This is a genomic window from Thiosocius teredinicola, assembly GCF_002009425.1.
Lineage (GTDB): Bacteria > Pseudomonadota > Gammaproteobacteria > Chromatiales > Chromatiaceae > Thiosocius > Thiosocius teredinicola.
The window spans coordinates 881,806-898,745 of the sequence record NZ_CP019936.1; the positions used below are offsets into that span (position 1 = coordinate 881,806).

Sequence of the window (16,940 nt, forward strand, 5' to 3'; positions counted from 1 at the left end):
CCAAGCAGCCAACATGAGTTCTCACATCCAGCGTCATCGCACCCAGGCGGTCAAGGTCGGCAAACTGCTTGTCGGCGGCGATGCGCCGGTCGTCGTACAGTCGATGACCAACACCGATACTGCCGATATTCAGGCAACCATCGACCAAGTCGCCGACTTGGCGCGTGCCGGCTCAGAACTGGTGCGCATCACGGTCAACACCGAGGCGGCCGCGAAAGCGGTACCGTTGATTCGCGAGGGGCTGGATGCGCGCGGTGTGTCGGTACCGTTGGTTGGCGACTTCCATTTTAATGGGCATCGCCTGCTGACCGAGTTTCCGGCGTGCGCCCAGGCGCTGGCCAAGTACCGCATCAACCCCGGCAATGTCGGCAGCGGCGAGAAGCGTGACGCACAGTTCGCCAGCATGATCGAGATCGCCATCGCCAACGACAAGGCGGTACGCATCGGCGTGAATTGGGGATCGCTGGACAAGAATCTGGTCGCGCGCATGATGGACGAGAACGCGCGCTCGGCCGAACCGTTGGATGCCGAGCAGATGATGTGCGAGGTCATGGTCGCCTCCGCGCTGCAGAGCGCCGAGCGTGCCGAGCAGATCGGACTGGCGCGCGATCGGATCATCCTGTCGTGCAAGATGAGCGGTGTGCAGGACCTGATCCGCGTCTACCGCACGCTCGCTGCACGTTGCGACTATGCGCTGCATCTGGGCCTCACCGAGGCCGGCATGGGTTCGAAGGGTATCGTGGCATCCACCGCCGCACTTGCCGTGCTGCTGCAGGAAGGTATCGGCGACACCATCCGCATCTCGCTGACGCCTGAACCGGGTGGCGATCGCACGCAAGAGGTGCGTGTCGGTCAGGAGATTCTGCAGTCGATGGGTCTGCGTGCCTTCATGCCGATGGTGATCGCCTGCCCGGGTTGCGGTCGTACCACCAGCACCTACTTTCAGCAACTCGCACAGGACATCCAAAGTTACCTGCGTGAACAGATGCCGGTATGGCGGCAACGTTATCCCGGCGTAGAGACGATGGACGTCGCCGTCATGGGCTGTGTCGTGAACGGTCCGGGCGAGAGCAAGCACGCGAACATCGGCATCAGTCTGCCGGGCACCGGTGAGCAGCCGGCGGCGCCGGTGTTCGTCGACGGCAAGAAGACGGTCACGCTCAAGGGCGACAACATCGCTGCCGAGTTCCAGGCGATCGTCGACGACTATGTACAGACCCACTATGGCGACCAAGCAGCCGGCGTTTAGCGGTTAACGTCGGGGTTCGGCCGAATCGGTTGCAATTTTTGCGGCCGACAGGCGTCTACTGTTATTAGCGGTCGCCGGCCGCGTGTGCTGATCGCAGCACGAACAGCCCTGCCGTCGTCAGTAGACGTTCGATGGCCGGGCCAACAATGAAAAATCGACCAAGTCAGAGGAGAGAGACGTGAAGTCAGTTACGTTAAGTGCAATCTGTGCCGGTATGCTCGCCGCAACCCCGGTGCTTGCAGAAGATCCCATGGTCACGCAGGTCAAGCGGATGTCGATGGATACCGCGATGACCATCGCCAAGGCGACTATCGATGCCTGTCGCGAAAAAGGCATCCAGATCGGTGTGACGGTCGTTGACCGCGACGGTATTCCGCAGGCGGCGCTGCGCGACACGATAGCGCCGACCATTACGCTGCCGATCTCCAAGGGCAAGGCCTATGCGGCGGTCATGTTCAATGTGCCGACGTCCGATCTTGCATCGCGTGCGGATACGCCGATCGGTCGTGTTCCCGGGGTGATCATGTCGCCGGGGGGTGTGCCGATCCAGGTGGGCGGCGCGCTGGTTGGTGGTGTCGGTGTGTCGGGTGCACCGGCGGGTGAAACCGACCAGGAATGTGCCCAGGCCGGTGTCGACGCCGTGCAGACCGACCTCGAGATGTCGATGTAGGTCTAACCGCAAGCCGTCGGGCCGATCGCAAAAACCCTGTCTTCCAGACAGGGTTTTTCGTTTTTGGGGTGCGCACAAGCTGGTGTGTGCGAGACGCGGGTCGGGTCGCGACCCGACCCGTTCAAGGTTCGATCAGCGAGGGACCGCCGCGCGCCATGGTGACCGTCTCCGGTTGCAGGAGGTTGGCGAAGCTTGCTCGCGGGTCGCTGTCGATTGCCTTGCCGTCGTGGTACAGCAGCATGACCTCGAGCGGCCCGTCGTTGGTCGCGAGCACGGCGATGTTGTCGGGGCTCACGGTATAGCGTCCCAGTTGGCGCTCGGTTGGCCACTGCATTGTGCCGTAGGCGTGATACACCAGTTCGGAACAGACGATGCGATCGGTCGATTGCGTATCGAAGTTGAAGTCGTAATCCTTGCCGACCTGGCGCAACGCCTGCACGATCACGTCGGCACGCTGTTGCTCGTCCAACGAGGCGTTGCGCAACACGGCGAGGTCGTCGATGTTCATGAAATGCTGCAGGCTGTTGATCTCCACGCCTGAGCGCAAGGCCTCGACAACGCCGCGCCCACGGCGAATCTGTTTGTGATATTGGCGTACTACCGGGTGATTCCAGATACCGAGCGCGCGCAGTTCCTGCTCGTTGCCGACCCAGACGGCGGCGTGGCCCCAATGACCGGGTATGAATGAATCGGTCAGACGGAACGGCGTCTTTTCCAACAGGATGTCGCCGGCGCGCAGCGTGTTGGCCACCTCGTCGAGCACCGCGGTCTCGCCATCGAGTTTGCCGCGCCGCGATTCGATCAGGCCGACGGTGTTGCCGAACATCATGCTGGAAAAGTTGACACCCTCATTCTGCAGCGAGGCCAAGGTATCCACCGACAGGTCGCCGAAGAAACCCATGAGGTTTTGCGCGTAGTTCAACGGCTGGATCTTGCGCACCATGTTGTACGACGGACTCTGATCGATCAGAGTCCCGATGTAACGCGCGTCGTCGTCACCCGTCGAGTGCAGGCTGCCACCGAAGGTCTCATACCATTCGAGGCCGCGGCGCACGCGCGCCCGGTTGATCGCCGAGTTGAACGACAGTGAGATCTTGCGTAGCTCGCCGGGCGGCAGGCCGAAGCCGACGTCGCCCCGATTGAAATGCGTGCGCAGAAATCCGTTGGCCTGGTACAGGCCAACCGCGGTCACGTAGTTGTCGTACAGCGTCAATGAGGCCGCCAGCGACATGCCGATGCCCTTGGCCTGCAGCCTGGCGCGTGCCGGGTCCTGCGGTATCGGATCGTCGAGCCAGCATTCATAGCGCGTGGCGATATCCCAAAGCGCCTCGCGCTGCCGCAACAGCTCGGCGCCGCCCGCATTCAGACCGCGCAGATCGCCGCCCGACAAGGGCTCGCCGGCAGCGTCTTTTTCTTCGAGAAACTTGAGGAAGCCGATCGCGTCGGCCCGTAGGGCCAGCGCCTGTTCGGCCAGGGTCTGAAAGGCCGCAATCTCGCGATCCATGCGCGTGCTGTGGTAGGCGCTGAGGCGAACGTCATCGCACGTTGAATCATCCGACAGGAAGCCGGCCATCACCGCTGTCGGCGACAGCAGGCACAGCATCAAGAGGAGTATGAGGTGATTCGGCATCGTCCTTGAGTGAGACATCATCATTGTTGTGCTTCCATTGTGCCGGTTGCGCGGATTCGCCAACCGGTCGGCTAAACGGTCTTCCCTAAAGCCACAGGTTACCGCGAATGTTGCGCTGAAGTGAACTCGTTCCGAGCTGACGGGTTCCTCGTGGTTCATCAACGTGTTATCGGCCGCTGCGCCGTTCACTGCAGTTGCCGGCCTGCCTCGAGACGGATCGTCTGGGTGATGCCGGAGAGCGGCAGCGGCCGGTGGCTGATGACGACGACGGTCTTGTTGTGCATCACCAGGTCGAGCGTTTCGCACAGCGCACGGGTGGTAACGCTGTCTAGCCCTTCCGTCGGTTCGTCCAAGATCAGGATCGGCGCCTCCTTGAGCACCGCTTGCGCGATGGCGATGCGTCGCGCCTGTCCGCCCGACACCTTGGTGCCGGTGTCGCCCAGCCAGGTATCGTAGCCATCGGGCTGGGCCGCAATGAACTCGTGGATCTGCGCCAGCCGACATGCGGCCTCCATCTGCGCATCGCTCGCGTCGGGCGCGGCCAGCAACAGGTTGTCGCGCAGGGTCGCGTTGAACAGGTGGTGGTGCTGCGAGACGATCGCGATGCGTTGGCGCCATGCATCGACATCGAAGCTGCGCAGGTCGTGATCGGCAAAGCGCAACTGTCCCTCGGTCGGATCGACGAAACGTAGCAGCAGGCTGGTCAGACTCGTCTTGCCGGCGCCGCTCTCGCCGATCACCAGGGTGCGGCTGCCGACCGGCAATTGCAGTCGGATGTCTTCGAGCGCCAGTGGTCCGCCCTCCGTATAGCGCAGCGCCACGTGGTCGAAGTCGATCTCGCCTTGCGGCGGCACGGGCATTGCCAAGCGCGGCGTCTGGATACTGGGTACGCGATCGGCCAGCGTCAGCACCCGGTCGGCAGCGGCGCGGGTTTCGCTCCACACCTGGGCGACCTGTGGCAGCGGGGCCACCGCCTCGAATGCGGCCAATGCGAACAGCGCCAGCATCGGCAGCAGTCGGCCGTCGAGCGTGCCGGCGTCGACCATCGGCATTCCCAGATACAGCACTGCCAGCATCGCCAGGCCCGCAAGCAGTGCGATCGCCGCGGTGTTCAAGGCGTTGAGCCGATGCAGCTGTGATTGCACCGCGGCGAGTCGATCGCCGGTATCGGCTATGCGCTGTTGGTAGCGCGCAAAGGCGCCGTTGTTGATCAACTCGCCCAGACCCTGCACCGTATCGACGACCTGGGTGCGCAGCGTGGCCAGGTGCGTGACGGTTGCAGCGGCCGCCTGTGTTGAACGGCGCATCGACCACAGCGGCAGCAATGCACCGCCGACCAGCAGCAGCGAGCAGACCGCGGCAGCGATGGTGATGTCGTAGATACTCATGAAGGCAGCGAACAGCAACAGGGCGACGATGGCGACAACAACCGGCAGCACGATACGCAGGTATAGGCCGTCGAGCCGGTCGACATCTTTCTGCACGCGGTTGAGCAGGTCGCCGCTGTGCAGTTCGCCGAGGTCCGCCGGGGCGAGCGGTTCGATGCGGTCGAACAGCCAGCTACGCAGTTGTGCGACCAGGCGGAAGGTCGCCTCGTGGGTGACCACGCGTTCGCCATAACGACCGGCGGTACGCGCGATTGCCAGGCCGCGGATGATCGCCGCCGGCGTGAAGTAGTTGATCGCAATACCGGCGACACCGGCCAGACCCATGGCGGTGATGAACCAGCCGGACAAGGCCATCAGGCCGACGTTGGCCAGCAGCGCCAGCAGTGACAGCAAGGCGCCGAGCAGCATCCAGCCGAGCGTCGGTCGATACAGGCGCAGAAGGCGACGCATCGGGCTCATGTCAGCGCCTCCTCGGCGGCCGCCAGCAGTTCGGCGAACGCACCACGGGCGCTGCTCAACTGTGTATAGCTGCCGCTTTCGATCACGTTGCCATCCTGCAGCACGATCACATGATCTGCCTGGCGGATGGTGTGCAGTCGGTGGGCGATCGTGACCACCGTTCGGTCCTTGATCAATACGGCCAGCGCTTGCTGAACGGCCTGCTCGGAGACGGTATCGAGGTGCGCAGTGGGCTCGTCGAGGATCACGATCGGGCAGTCGCGCACCAGGGCGCGTGCGATGGCCAGGCGTTGTGCCTGGCCGCCCGATAGCGTGCGGCCGCCGTCGCCGATGTGGGTATCGAATCCCTCCGGCAACTGTTCGATAAAGCCCAGGGCCTGCGCCCTGGTTGCGGCATCGACAACGTCGGCATCGCTGGCGTCTGCACATCCCAGGCGGATGTTGTCGGCGACGCTGCCGGCAAATAGTCGTGGCTTCTGCGGTATCCAGGCGACCTGGCGATGCCATGCCTGCTGATCGATGTCGTTCAATGATCGGTTGCCAATCGTGATATCACCGGACTGCGCAGACGCGAACTTCAACAGCAGATTGGCCAACGTGCTCTTGCCCGAGCCGCTGCGCCCGACCAGTGCGGTATGGGCATTCGCCGCGATCGTCAGCGACAGTCCGTTGAGTGCGCGCCGGCCCTTGCCGTAGTCGAAGTGCACATCGTCGAACCGGATGTCGCCGGTTAGCGGCGGCTCGGTGCTTGCGCCGTCTGCTTTGTCTGCATCCAGCGACAACAGGTTGACGATGTTCTCTGCTGCGCCGACGGCCTCCATGCGGGCATGGTTGTGCGCGCCGAGGTTGCGTAACGGCAGAAAGAACTCGGGGGCCAACAGCAACACGAACAGACCGTAAAAGAACGCCATGTCGCCATCGAGCAGACGAAAGCCGATCAATACCGCGATGATGGCGATACTGATTGCAGCGAAGAACTCCAAGACCGCGGAAGACAGAAAGGCGACGCGCAACACGCCCATCGTGGTGCGGCGGAAGTCGTCCGCGATGTGACGTATCCGTTGCCGCTCGCGCGATCCGGCGTTCAGCACCTTGAGCGTGACCAGCCCCTGCAGCACATCGAGAAAGTGACCGCCCATGCGTGCCAGTTCACGCCATTGGCGTTGATTGGCACGTTCGGCACCCTTGCCGATCAGGATCATGAACACCGGGATCAAGGGTGCGGTGATCAGCAGTACGACCGCGGACACCCAGTCGGCCGGCGCGATGGCGAGCAACAACAGCAGCGGGACCATGCCGGCAATCGCGGCGGCCGGTACATAACGCGCGTAATAACCCTCCAGGCCCTCCACGCCATCGATCAGGCTGCTGGCAACACTGCCGCTGGAGTGATCGCTCAACCCCAAGGGCCCGATGGATTGCAGTTTAGCGACGAGTTGGCGACGCACCTGCTGCTTGATCTGCTGCGCGGCGGCGAACGCTTGGTGTTCGGCGCCCCAGGTGGATGCGAAACGCAAACCCAGGACAGGAAGCAAGATCGCCAGCCACGGCTGGAGTTCGACAAAGGTGCTGCCGCGGAAAACGCTCGCGTCGATCACATAGGCAACCAGCCAGGCTTGCGCGATTGCCAGTGTGCCGCCGAGTGCGCCCAGCCACGTCGCCAGGCGCAATCCGGCGGCGGCATGAGAACGCTGCGCTTTCAGCCAGCGGTGGATGGCGGTTGAATCGTTCGGCGGCAACAGCAAAACCACATGTTGACGAGGTGTAAGGCAACCCCGGGGCGATGTGTGATGTTACCAGCCGCGTGCTTCAGGCTCCTTATAACAAGGCAAGACGCGGTGCCGTCGGATCCACCGTGTTCAGGCGCCGATCTGACTGGTCTTGGCCGCGTCGTCGAGCCACATCGACGAGACGACCGAGCGCACCGCATCGATCAATGCCTCGCCGGTGCGCTGCACCTGGACCGCGAAGTTGAGCTGGATGCTCGGCCCGGAACCGCTCCAGCAGACACCGGCTCCCTGGTCCTGCAGGCGCATCGCATCGTCGGCGCGCAGCAAGGAGACCCCCGCGCCGGCGCGAATCAGTTCGCGGACGGCATCCTCGCTGTCGACATAGGCGACCTTGGCCGGTTCTTCGCCGAGCGGGGCGAACAGATCCTGGGTCAGCGTAAAGAACGGGCAGGTGTCCGAGGTGTACACCCAGGGCAAATCGCGCAGCTCAGACAGCGTCGCGTCGCGGAACGCTTCGCCGAGGTCGGCCGGGCCGATCAACTGCATCGGCACCTCGGCCAGGGTGTCGACCGCGAGGTCGGCGTAGCGGCACGGGCCGAAGAAGAAACCTGCGTCCAGCGCGCCACGCCGCAGGTCCGGCAGGATGTTCGCCGTCATGCTCTGCACGAAGTGTGGGCTGACCCGCGGGTATTTGCCGTGAAAGGCGCGGTGCAGCTCGCCGATGCGCATGAAGTCGAAATCGGTATGGATGCCGATGCGCACCTCGCCGACCAACTCCTGCTGCAGATCCTGCGCCTGGCCCTTGAGCTTGGCCGCCGCGTTGAGGGTCTCGACGGCCTGTTCGTACAGCAAGCGGCCCTTCGGCGTGAGCTGCATGCCGCGTGACGTGCGTTCGAACAGGGTGACGCCCAGTTCCTCCTCGAGCGCCTTGATCTGCGCGCTGATCGCCGGCTGGCTGGTGAACAGCAGCTCGGCAGCGCGGGTCAGTGAGCCTTCGTCGGCGATCTTCACAAAGGTGTTCAGCTGGTAGAGCTCCATCGGCCCCTCCGCAGGCGTAACTTCCCCGCAAATTGAAGCAGATCGCAGCTGAAACCGCCCATCATATTTTCTGAAACCAGCCTTCGGAACAAACGAATAGTCGCCACCGGTACGCCCGGCTAAGTTTTCGCCCAGGCCGGCATTCCCGCCGGGTAACGCGACATCGGCCTGGCTCGAAAGCCCTGTGCAGCACTGCGTGATGCCGTTTTTCGGGTGGGCCGCGAAGGTCGCTGTGGCTAGTGTCGGAGCCGGTTTTGGAGGTAGCGAGATGAGTTCGATTCACATGGTTCAGCGCAGGATGGTGAGTTTGCCGTCGCTCTCGGCGTTGCTGCAGCGCGTTGGGCGGTTCGTGGATTCGCTGTTTGCGCTGGTCGCACTGATGTTTCAGCGGGCACGCCAGCGCCGGGCGCTGGCACGTCTGGACCCACGCCTGCTGCGCGATATCGGCATCAGCCCGGAGCAGGCGCGGCAGGAGATCGACAAGCCGTTTTGGCGGCAGTGAAAATAATCGTAGGTGATCGGCCGAAACGGGCGTATAAAGCCGCGTCCTGATTTTCGCTTGAGGCGACTTCTTTGGCCGCACTGCTTTCGACCTTCGATCCCGGCGACGGTGATGTGTTTACGCGCATCGCCGATGCGATCGAATGCGATGGGTACACGGTTATCGACGGCGCGCTGCCAACCGAACTGGTCGAACGCCTGTTCCTCAAGGTGAACGGGTTCGACGACGAGGCGATGACGCACGCCGGCATCGGCCGCGAAGATGAACATCAGCTCAACCGCTTCGTGCGTAGCGACGAGACGCGTTGGATTGATCGCACTGACCCTAGTGGGGGTGAGTTTCTGCGCTGGATGGAGCAACTTCGTCAGGGGCTCAACCGCCGCCTATTCCTCGGGCTGTTCGACTATGAGGCGCATTTTGCGCGCTATGCGCCGGGCGCCTTCTACAAAAAGCACCGCGATGCCTTCGCCGACGGCACCACCAACCGGGTGCTGTCGACCGTGCTCTATCTGAACCCGCAGTGGGCACACGACGACGGCGGCGAGATGTTGCTGTACGCCGACGATGACACTGATTTGCTTGAAACGGTTACTCCGACCTTCGGCCGCTTGGTGGTGTTTCTGAGCGAGCGTTTTCCGCATGAGGTACTGGCGCCGCAGCGCACGCGCTACAGCATCGCCGGCTGGTTCCGGGTCAACAATTCGATCGCGGGGATGATCGACCCGCCACGCTGAGCAGCGTGCCGAGCCGTTGGCAATCACGGCCCGAATCTGTTTACCCTTGGCGCCTGGCTGTTGCACAACGCGGGCGACCGATGGGCGAAACAACAACAATCCATCAGGTAGCGGTCGTAGAAGACGACGACGTGCTGCGCGCGCGTCTGGTTCAGGCCGTCGATGCGCACCCGGCGCTGGATGTCGTCGCGGATTTCGCCGGCGTACGGACCTGTTTGGACTGGCTGAGCGAGCATTCACCGGACGTATTGCTGGTCGACCTGAATCTGCCGGACGGGCAGGGTACCGAGGTGATCGCGCAGGCCGCCCGTCGTCGGATCGAATCGGTGGTGATCACCGTGTTTGCCGACGAACGCAGCGTCACGGCCGCGATCAAGTCGGGCGCCACCGGCTATCTGCTGAAGGACAGCGACACAGAACACGTTGCCGAATCGGTTTTGCTGGCGGTTGAAGGTCAGTCTCCGATCAACCCGGCGATCGCGCGTCACCTGCTCAAACATTTTGCCGGCACGCCCGCCGCGCTTCAAACCGACGTCGACCCGGGGCCGTTGACCGAGCGTGAACAGGCGGTGTTGACGCTGATCGCGCGCGGCTTCAGCTATGGCGAGACTGCCGATCAGTTGCACATGTCGATCAATACCGTACGCACGCACGTGCGTCACATCTACCGCAAGCTCGAAGCCGGTTCGCGCGGCGAGGCGGTATACATCGCGTCGAACAAGGGCTGGATCGACCCATGATCCGGCTGGCGACGGTGTTGATCTACGTCGCTGTGTTGGGTTCGGCGATGTGGATCCCGTTGTTCGACTTCGAACCGCCCGCCAGCAGCATCCGCTTGGCCGCACTGTCCGGCGGCGACAGCGATGGGGGCGCATCGCCCGAGAGTCGCATACTGCCGGACGACTGGCGAGACCATACGGTGGAGTCGAGAGAGGTCCACTACCGTCTAACGCTGGACGTCGACGAGGCCCCTGCAGAGTTCTGGGCGCTGGTCATCCCAAACGTACGGATGAATCTGCAGGTCAGTATCAACGGCACGCCGGTCGGTAGCGGCGGTCGTTGGGCCGACCCGGTAGCACGCAACCTCAGAAACCCGCTGATCTTCAGTCTGCCGGACGGCCTGTTGCATGCCGGCAGCAACCAGGTAGACGTAAGCGTGCGTGCGGCGGCGGATGGTTTCGGTTATCTCGGTCCGCTGCTGATCGGGCCGGAGCGAGACCTGCGGCCGGCCTACCAGCGCTATTACTTTGTCCGCGTCACGCTGGTAGCGGTGATCACCGTCATCATCGTGCTGGTCGGCGGTGTTATCGGTGTGCTCGCGATGATCCGCCGTAAGGATCGCGAGTACACCTGGTTTACCGTCGGCACTCTGATCTGGGCATTGCACAGCATCAGCTATTTCACCGTCGAGATCCCATTCCGCGACCGCGTGTGGGATTGGCTGGTGTTCGCCACACTCGGGTGGTTCGCGATTCTCGGTGGCGTTATCTATGTGCACCGATACTTGGGGATACGCCATCCGCTGGGCGAACGCAGCGTGGTCATCGCCGGTGTCGTCCTGACCTTGGCGATGGCGGCGTTGCCGACTGCCTGGTTCTATGCGTTCGCCTACTTCGTCTGGCATCCGCTATGCCAGAGCGTCGGCACCTATGGACTGGTGCGCATGCTGCATGCGACCTGGCAAAGCGGTTCGCTGCAGCGCCATGTGATCTCGGCATCGGGCCTGGTGCTGGTCGGCTATGCCGGGCACGATCTGTTGGTGATTCTCGGCGTGCTCGACTGGTCGCGCGGATACATCATTCAATACTCGATGCCGCTGATTCTGTTCCTGTTCTGCATCGTATTGCTGCAACGCTTCGTCGCCAGCGTGAGTGCCGCGGAGCAACTCAACGCCGAACTCGAGCAACGCGTCGAACAGCGTCGCATCGAGCTCGAGGCAACCTATGAACGATTGGGGCGCTCGGAGCAACAGCGACTGCTTGCCCAGGAGCGCGAACGTATCATGCGTGACATGCATGACGGCGTCGGCGGTCAACTGATCTCGGCATTGACCTCTATCCGCAACGGCGATGCCGATCTCGGTACGGTTGAGCAGTCGTTGCAAACCGCGTTGAACGATCTTCGTCTGATGATCGATTCATTCGACCAGGACGTGCAGAGCCTACCGACACTGCTCGGTATGTTTCGTATGCGCGTCGAGCCAAGCCTGCAGGCGCAGGGTATAAAGCTCGAGTGGCAGGTTGCGGCGATCGATGAGATCCCCGGTTTCGGTTCGCAGCAGGCGCTGCACCTGTTGCGCATTCTGCAGGAGTTCGTCACCAACACCCTGCGCCACAGTGGCGCGACAAGGTTGCGGGTGCGTGCAGGTGAGGTTGTCGAACAGCATGATCGCCACGTGCGTATCCACCTCGCCGACAATGGATGCGGACGCCAGTCGTCCGACATCGATGGGCGTGGCATCGCCAATATGCACTACCGCGCCGGGCAGATCGCGGCACGTGTCGACTTTCAATCCGACGCCGAAGGTACTCGTCTTTCCTTGCTGGTTCCTGCCTGATATCGCATGTTCATGCGATAGACGAGCCATCCACAGTGCGTACACTTTTTAAAGCGCGTCGGTCCCGCATGAGCGCGACCGGTCACGCACAGAACACGAACAACGAAAATCAGTGCCGCTGGAGGTAAGTCATGTCAGGGAACGAGACCGTCGGGGTAGCCGACAAGCCGCTGCAGACCGCAGCACGGACCAGCAGGCTTGGCAGGCTGGCATTGTTTGCGGCCGTCACGGGACTGACCGCGACAACCTCGGTGCATGCCACCGTGATCGCGTCGGCCAATGTCAGTTCGACGCTGAACGGGCCTTGTCAGAGTGTTATTCCGTCGTCGGACAATCAAACGAACAGCGTGACCGGCAATTCGCCGCAGGCGGCCGGGGCGCGCGTCAATGGTGCAAGCCCGGGAGGTCGTTGCGCCGTGTTGGCGGAGGCCTCGGCAAGCTTGGCCGGGCTCAAGGCAAAGGTCGACCTGGTCGGTACAAGTTATACGGGGCGCGCCGGTTACCGCGCAACGGCGAGTTATTTTGCTGATGACTTCATCGTCACCGGGCCATCGTCCGGCACGATATTGACGACCATGAGCTTCGTTTACGACGGTACAGCGTTCGCCTACCTGGTGCCGGTGAACGGTGGCAATCTACGGGGCAATACATCGGCGTTGTCTAATGCCCGCGTCGATGTCTCCGGTGTGGTCGGCGGCGTGTCACCACTCACCGCAAGCGTTTCGGCAGGTGCGTTTGCTGGCGGCACGACCCCCACGATCACCGATACGGAGCTCGGGCCCGGGTCGATATCGACTGCGCCGTTCACGGTGACGGTGGGTGTGCCTTTCAGCGTTCGCATGACATTGAATGCGATCGCGTCGGCCGGCGCGACACGCGGCACGACCAGCCCCTTCATCGGGCTGGACGGCGGTGCGATCAGCGACTTCGGCAGCACACTCTGGTTCAACCCCGCGGGGCCGATCCTGGATCTGCCACAGGGATATACCCTGACGTCGCTCTCCGCCGGGATCGTCGACAATCGTATCGCTGTTGACTTGCCCGATGGCGGCGGAGGCAACGGTGACGGTCAAGTGCCGGCAGTGCCCCCGCTGACCTTGATGCTGTTGGGCGGCGTGTGGCTGATGCGTCGATCGCGGCACGCACCGCATCGCTGAGCTTCAGTCACTGTTGCCGTTGCAGTTGGTTTCGTCGAGGCAATCTTCGTGCTCCAGCCACATCACGTTGATCACACCGAAGGCGAGTGCCAGTAACACGCCGAGTATCCAGGTGAAGTACCACATGTCGATGTCTCTCCGTCAGTAGGCCGAGTGGCTTTGTTCGGTGATCTCCGCAATGGTGATCACGCGCCACATCTTGTAGAAGTTCCACGCCGTGTAGCTGACGATGATCGGTACGAAGATCACCGCGGCGATGAACATCACATTGAGTGTCAGATGGCTCGATGAGGCATCCCAGATCGTCAGGCTGAAGTTGGGGTGCGTGCTCGATGGCATGATGAACGGGAACATCGACACCCCGGCGGTAAAGATCGCACCCGCCTGGGTCAACGAACTCATGACGAACGCCGGCCCGTGGCGACCGATACGCACCAGGATGATCGCCAGGAACGCGGCGGTAAATCCGACGATCGGTGCTGCCAGCATGACCGGGTAGGTCTGGTAATTGTGCAGCCACGCCCCTTCGACGATTGCGACCTCCTTGGTCAGCGGGTTGGGCAGTGCACTGTGTGCCGGCTCATTGACGATCTGGAAACCGTCGATGCCCAGGCTCAGCCAGATACCGGCCAAGGCGAAGGTGGCGATGAACACCAGCCCTGCGATCTGCGCGGCCCTGGCTGCACGACCGGCAATCGGTTGGTCGGTACGCATCGCCAGCCACACAGCGCCGTGCAGCACGGTCATCGACAGGCTGACGACACCGGTGAGCAACGCGAAAGGATTGAGCAGTTCAAAGAAACCGCCGGTGTACCAGGGCCGCATGAAGTTGTCGAAGTTGAACGGCACGCCCTGCAGCAGGTTGCCGAAGGCGACACCGAACACCAGTACCGGCACGGCGCTGCCGATCAGAAGACCCCAATCCCAGGTGTTGCGCCAGCGTGGGCTGTCGAGCTTCGAGCGATAGTCGAAGCCGACCGGTCGCAGGAACAACGCGAACAGCACCAGCAGCATCGCGAAGTAGAACCCGGAGAAGGCCGTGGCGTAGACCGCCGGCCATGCCGCGAAGATCGCACCGCCGGCGGTGATGAACCACACCTGGTTGCCGTCCCAGTGCGGGCCGACGGTGTTGATGATGACGCGCCGCTCGTTGTCGGACTTGCCGAGGAACGGCAGCAGTGTGCCGACGCCCATATCCATGCCGTCCATGATGGCGAAGCCGACGAACAGAATACCAACCAGCAGCCACCAGGCGAATTTCAGTGTTTCGTAGTCAAGTACCATGGTGATCTCCTTTACTCGACGCGTTGCCGGGCCGGTGCGTCCGACAGGGTCGGTGCACCGCGCAGTGTCGGCTTATCGGATTGTTCGAAGTGGTAGCGCCCGGTATGCAAAGAACTGGGACCTAAGCGTGCGAACTTGAACATCAGGAACATCTCGATGATCGCGAGCGCCGTGTAGAAGGTGACGAAGCCGGCGATGCTCAGGATCAGATCATTGGCGGTCAACGACGAAGTGGCGAGGAAGGTCGGCAACACCTCACCGATCGCCCACGGCTGACGGCCGTATTCGGCGACGAACCAGCCGGTCTCGATCGCGATCCACGGTAGCGGGATGCCGTACAGGAACATGCGCAGCAGCCAGCGATGACGTTCGAGCCGGCGACGCGCAACCAGGTAGAAGCCGGCGACGAACATGAACAGCATCGTGAAGCCGGCGAACACCATGATGCGGAAGGTCCAGAACATCAGCGTGACGTCGGGGGTCGTGCCGCGTGCGGCAGCGGCGATCTGCTCATCCGTTGCGTCGACCACGTTCGGCGTGAACTGTTTCAGCAGCAGGCCGTAGCCGAGGTCTTTCTTGTACATATCGAAAAGTGCGCGGTCTTGTTCGTCGGCCGTGCCTTCACGGATCGCGGTCAAGGTACGGTAGGCGATCATGCCGGCGCGGATGCGGTGCTCGGCGTGTGCCTGCAGGTCTTTGATACCGGTCACCTCTTCGTCGATCGAGCGGGTTGCAATGATGCCCAGCGCGTACGGCACCTTGATTGCACCGTGAGTTTCCTGCGCCTCGTCATCCGGCCAGCCGGCGATTGTGAACGCGGCAGGCGCCGGTTCCGTTTCCCACTCGGCTTCGATCGCGGCGAGTTTGACCTTTTGTATATCGCCGACCTCGTAACCGGACTCGTCACCGAGCACGATCACCGACAGGATCGACGCCAGACCGAAGCCGACGGCGATCGCCATCGAGCGTCGGGCAAAGCCGAGGTCACGCTTCTTCAACAGGTAGTAGGCCGAGATGCCGGCGACGAACATTGAACCCGCAACATAGCCGGCGGCAACCGTGTGCACGAACTTGACCTGCGCGACCGGGTTGAAGAACACATCGGCGAAGCTGGTCATCTCCATGCGCATGGTCTCGGCGCTGAACTCGGCACCGACCGGGTTCTGCATCCAGCCGTTGGCGACCAGGATCCACAGCGCCGACAGGTTGGTGCCGAGCGCGGTGAGGAAGGTGACGCCAAGGTGCTGGATCTTGCTCAGGCGTTCCCAGCCGAGAAAGAACATGCCGACGAAGGTCGATTCGAGGAAGAATGCCATCAGGCCTTCGATCGCCAGCGGTGCACCGAACACGTCGCCGACATAGTGCGAGTAGTAGGCCCAGTTGGTACCGAACTCGAACTCCATCGTCAGGCCGGTGGTCACGCCAAGGGCGAAGTTGATACCGAACAACTTGCCCCAGAACTTGGTCATGTCTTTGTAGACCTGTTTGCCGGTCATCACGTAGACCGACTCCATGATCACCAGGATCCAGGTCAGCCCCAGGGTGAGGGGCACGAAGAGAAAGTGATACAGCGCTGTTATCGCGAACTGCCAACGTGACAGTTCGATCATTGTTGGGTCAAGCATGCTCGGCGACTCCGCGTCTTACGGCAGTGGGACCACCTGCCTGTGGTTGGTCTGGCGTCGCGGGTGCGGCACGAAACGCCATAATCGAGTCGCAGTCTAGGGAGTAGGGACGAGCGCGGTCATTGACGCATCGCAACTGCGAATGCCGTCATAGGATTGTCTTATGAAATACGTGGTTTTTCGCCTCAGTCGGCGAGCAGGTCTTCGAAGCGTTCGGTATCGAGGCGGTAACGGTTGCTGCCGAGATCCTGCAACAGGCCCTGGCGTTTGAACTCGGCGATGGTGCGGCTGGCGGTTTCGGTGGTGATGCCGAGCATGGCGCCCAAGTCTTCGCGACCGAACAGGGTGCATACCGGATCCTGTTCACCGCGCACCAGGCGCAGTAGCAGGCGTGCCACGCGTTCCTTGGCAGGCCCGGTCGACAACTCGGTGAGCCAGGCGTCGGCCTCGCTCAGTGCGCGCTGCCAGCGCTTGAGCAATTCCACGTGCAGATCGGGGTTGTCCTTGCTGAGTGTCTGCACGGTGGCCACCGGCAGGCTGCAGACTTCCGACGGCTGCATGACGACGGCGTCGTGTTCGTAGGGATTGCCGACCAGCGACTCGAGGCCCATGACGTCTGACGTCTTGACCAGGCGCACGATGCGCTGCGAGCCGTCGGGCAGGTATTGGACGAGTTTGATCAGGCCGCTGCGAATGGTGTACATGCGGTCGCCCTTGTCGCCGGCGTGGTACAGCGACTGGCCGGGCTGCAGGGCGAACTGATCGATCGGCTGATGGATTTTCTCGAAATCCGATTCTTTCAACCCGGCGAACAGAACCGACTCACGCAGCGAGCACGTTTTGCAATCGGCTTGGCCAGACCAAGCCTCTTTGAAGGGGACGCGCAATGTCATTCGTCAATTTTACCAATTTAGTAG

General features: G+C 62.4%; 15 protein-coding genes. 7 read left to right on the plus strand and 8 right to left on the minus strand.

What is annotated here, in order from left to right:
- Positions 1-13: 13 nt before the first annotated feature.
- Positions 14-1,249 carry a flavodoxin-dependent (E)-4-hydroxy-3-methylbut-2-enyl-diphosphate synthase gene (gene ispG, locus B1781_RS04105; protein WP_078118443.1) on the plus strand — a complete coding sequence of 412 codons (1,236 nt, stop codon included), beginning with the start codon at positions 14-16 and terminating at the stop codon, positions 1,247-1,249.
- 178 nt (positions 1,250-1,427) lie between these two features.
- Complete coding sequence (locus B1781_RS04110) at positions 1,428-1,919, plus strand: GlcG/HbpS family heme-binding protein (RefSeq protein WP_334223878.1); 492 nt, start codon at positions 1,428-1,430, stop codon at positions 1,917-1,919.
- A gap of 121 nt (positions 1,920-2,040) precedes the next feature.
- Here the strand turns inward: B1781_RS04110 and B1781_RS04115 are convergent, their stop codons facing one another.
- From B1781_RS04115 to B1781_RS04130, 4 genes are all read right to left on the minus strand, one after another.
- Positions 2,041-3,573 (minus strand): YiiX/YebB-like N1pC/P60 family cysteine hydrolase, encoded by a 1,533-nt coding sequence (locus B1781_RS04115; protein ID WP_334223879.1) that lies wholly within the window; start codon positions 3,571-3,573, stop codon positions 2,041-2,043.
- Between the two features lie 161 nt (positions 3,574-3,734).
- Positions 3,735-5,396 (minus strand): thiol reductant ABC exporter subunit CydC, encoded by a 1,662-nt coding sequence (gene cydC, locus B1781_RS04120; RefSeq protein WP_078118446.1) that lies wholly within the window; start codon positions 5,394-5,396, stop codon positions 3,735-3,737.
- On the minus strand, positions 5,393-7,135 hold the full coding sequence (gene cydD, locus B1781_RS04125; protein WP_078121922.1) for a thiol reductant ABC exporter subunit CydD: 1,743 nt from the start codon (positions 7,133-7,135) through the stop codon (positions 5,393-5,395). The genes cydC and cydD overlap by 4 nt, the downstream gene beginning before the upstream one ends.
- Before the next feature lie 120 nt (positions 7,136-7,255).
- Positions 7,256-8,164 (minus strand): LysR family transcriptional regulator, encoded by a 909-nt coding sequence (locus B1781_RS04130; RefSeq protein WP_078118447.1) that lies wholly within the window; start codon positions 8,162-8,164, stop codon positions 7,256-7,258.
- Positions 8,165-8,432: 268 nt separating this feature from the next.
- Between B1781_RS04130 and B1781_RS04135 the strand changes: the two genes are divergently transcribed.
- The 5 genes from B1781_RS04135 to B1781_RS04155 all read left to right on the plus strand — a co-directional run bounded on the left by B1781_RS04135 (position 8,433) and on the right by B1781_RS04155 (position 13,114).
- Positions 8,433-8,666: a DUF1127 domain-containing protein gene (locus B1781_RS04135; RefSeq protein WP_334223880.1), complete on the plus strand. Its 234-nt coding sequence runs from the start codon at positions 8,433-8,435 to the stop codon at positions 8,664-8,666.
- A gap of 71 nt (positions 8,667-8,737) precedes the next feature.
- Positions 8,738-9,400 (plus strand): 2OG-Fe(II) oxygenase, encoded by a 663-nt coding sequence (locus B1781_RS04140; RefSeq protein WP_334223881.1) that lies wholly within the window; start codon positions 8,738-8,740, stop codon positions 9,398-9,400.
- Between the two features lie 80 nt (positions 9,401-9,480).
- A complete protein-coding gene (locus B1781_RS04145; protein WP_078118448.1) occupies positions 9,481-10,140 on the plus strand; it encodes a response regulator in 660 nt (219 codons plus the stop codon).
- Positions 10,137-11,957 carry a sensor histidine kinase gene (locus B1781_RS04150; RefSeq protein WP_078118449.1) on the plus strand — a complete coding sequence of 607 codons (1,821 nt, stop codon included), beginning with the start codon at positions 10,137-10,139 and terminating at the stop codon, positions 11,955-11,957. Before B1781_RS04145 ends, B1781_RS04150 begins: the two co-directional genes overlap by 4 nt.
- A gap of 131 nt (positions 11,958-12,088) precedes the next feature.
- Positions 12,089-13,114: a hypothetical protein gene (locus B1781_RS04155; RefSeq protein WP_078118450.1), complete on the plus strand. Its 1,026-nt coding sequence runs from the start codon at positions 12,089-12,091 to the stop codon at positions 13,112-13,114.
- Between the two features lie 3 nt (positions 13,115-13,117).
- Here the strand turns inward: B1781_RS04155 and cydX are convergent, their stop codons facing one another.
- The 4 genes from cydX to B1781_RS04175 form a co-directional block, all read right to left on the minus strand.
- Positions 13,118-13,240 (minus strand): cytochrome bd-I oxidase subunit CydX, encoded by a 123-nt coding sequence (cydX, locus tag B1781_RS04160; RefSeq protein WP_078118451.1) that lies wholly within the window; start codon positions 13,238-13,240, stop codon positions 13,118-13,120.
- Between the two features lie 15 nt (positions 13,241-13,255).
- A complete protein-coding gene (gene cydB / locus B1781_RS04165) occupies positions 13,256-14,398 on the minus strand; it encodes a cytochrome d ubiquinol oxidase subunit II (RefSeq protein WP_078118452.1) in 1,143 nt (380 codons plus the stop codon).
- 11 nt (positions 14,399-14,409) lie between these two features.
- On the minus strand, positions 14,410-16,023 hold the full coding sequence (locus B1781_RS04170) for a cytochrome ubiquinol oxidase subunit I (RefSeq protein ID WP_078118453.1): 1,614 nt from the start codon (positions 16,021-16,023) through the stop codon (positions 14,410-14,412).
- Between the two features lie 185 nt (positions 16,024-16,208).
- Complete coding sequence (locus tag B1781_RS04175) at positions 16,209-16,916, minus strand: Crp/Fnr family transcriptional regulator (RefSeq protein ID WP_078118454.1); 708 nt, start codon at positions 16,914-16,916, stop codon at positions 16,209-16,211.
- Between the last annotated feature and the right edge of the window lie 24 nt (positions 16,917-16,940).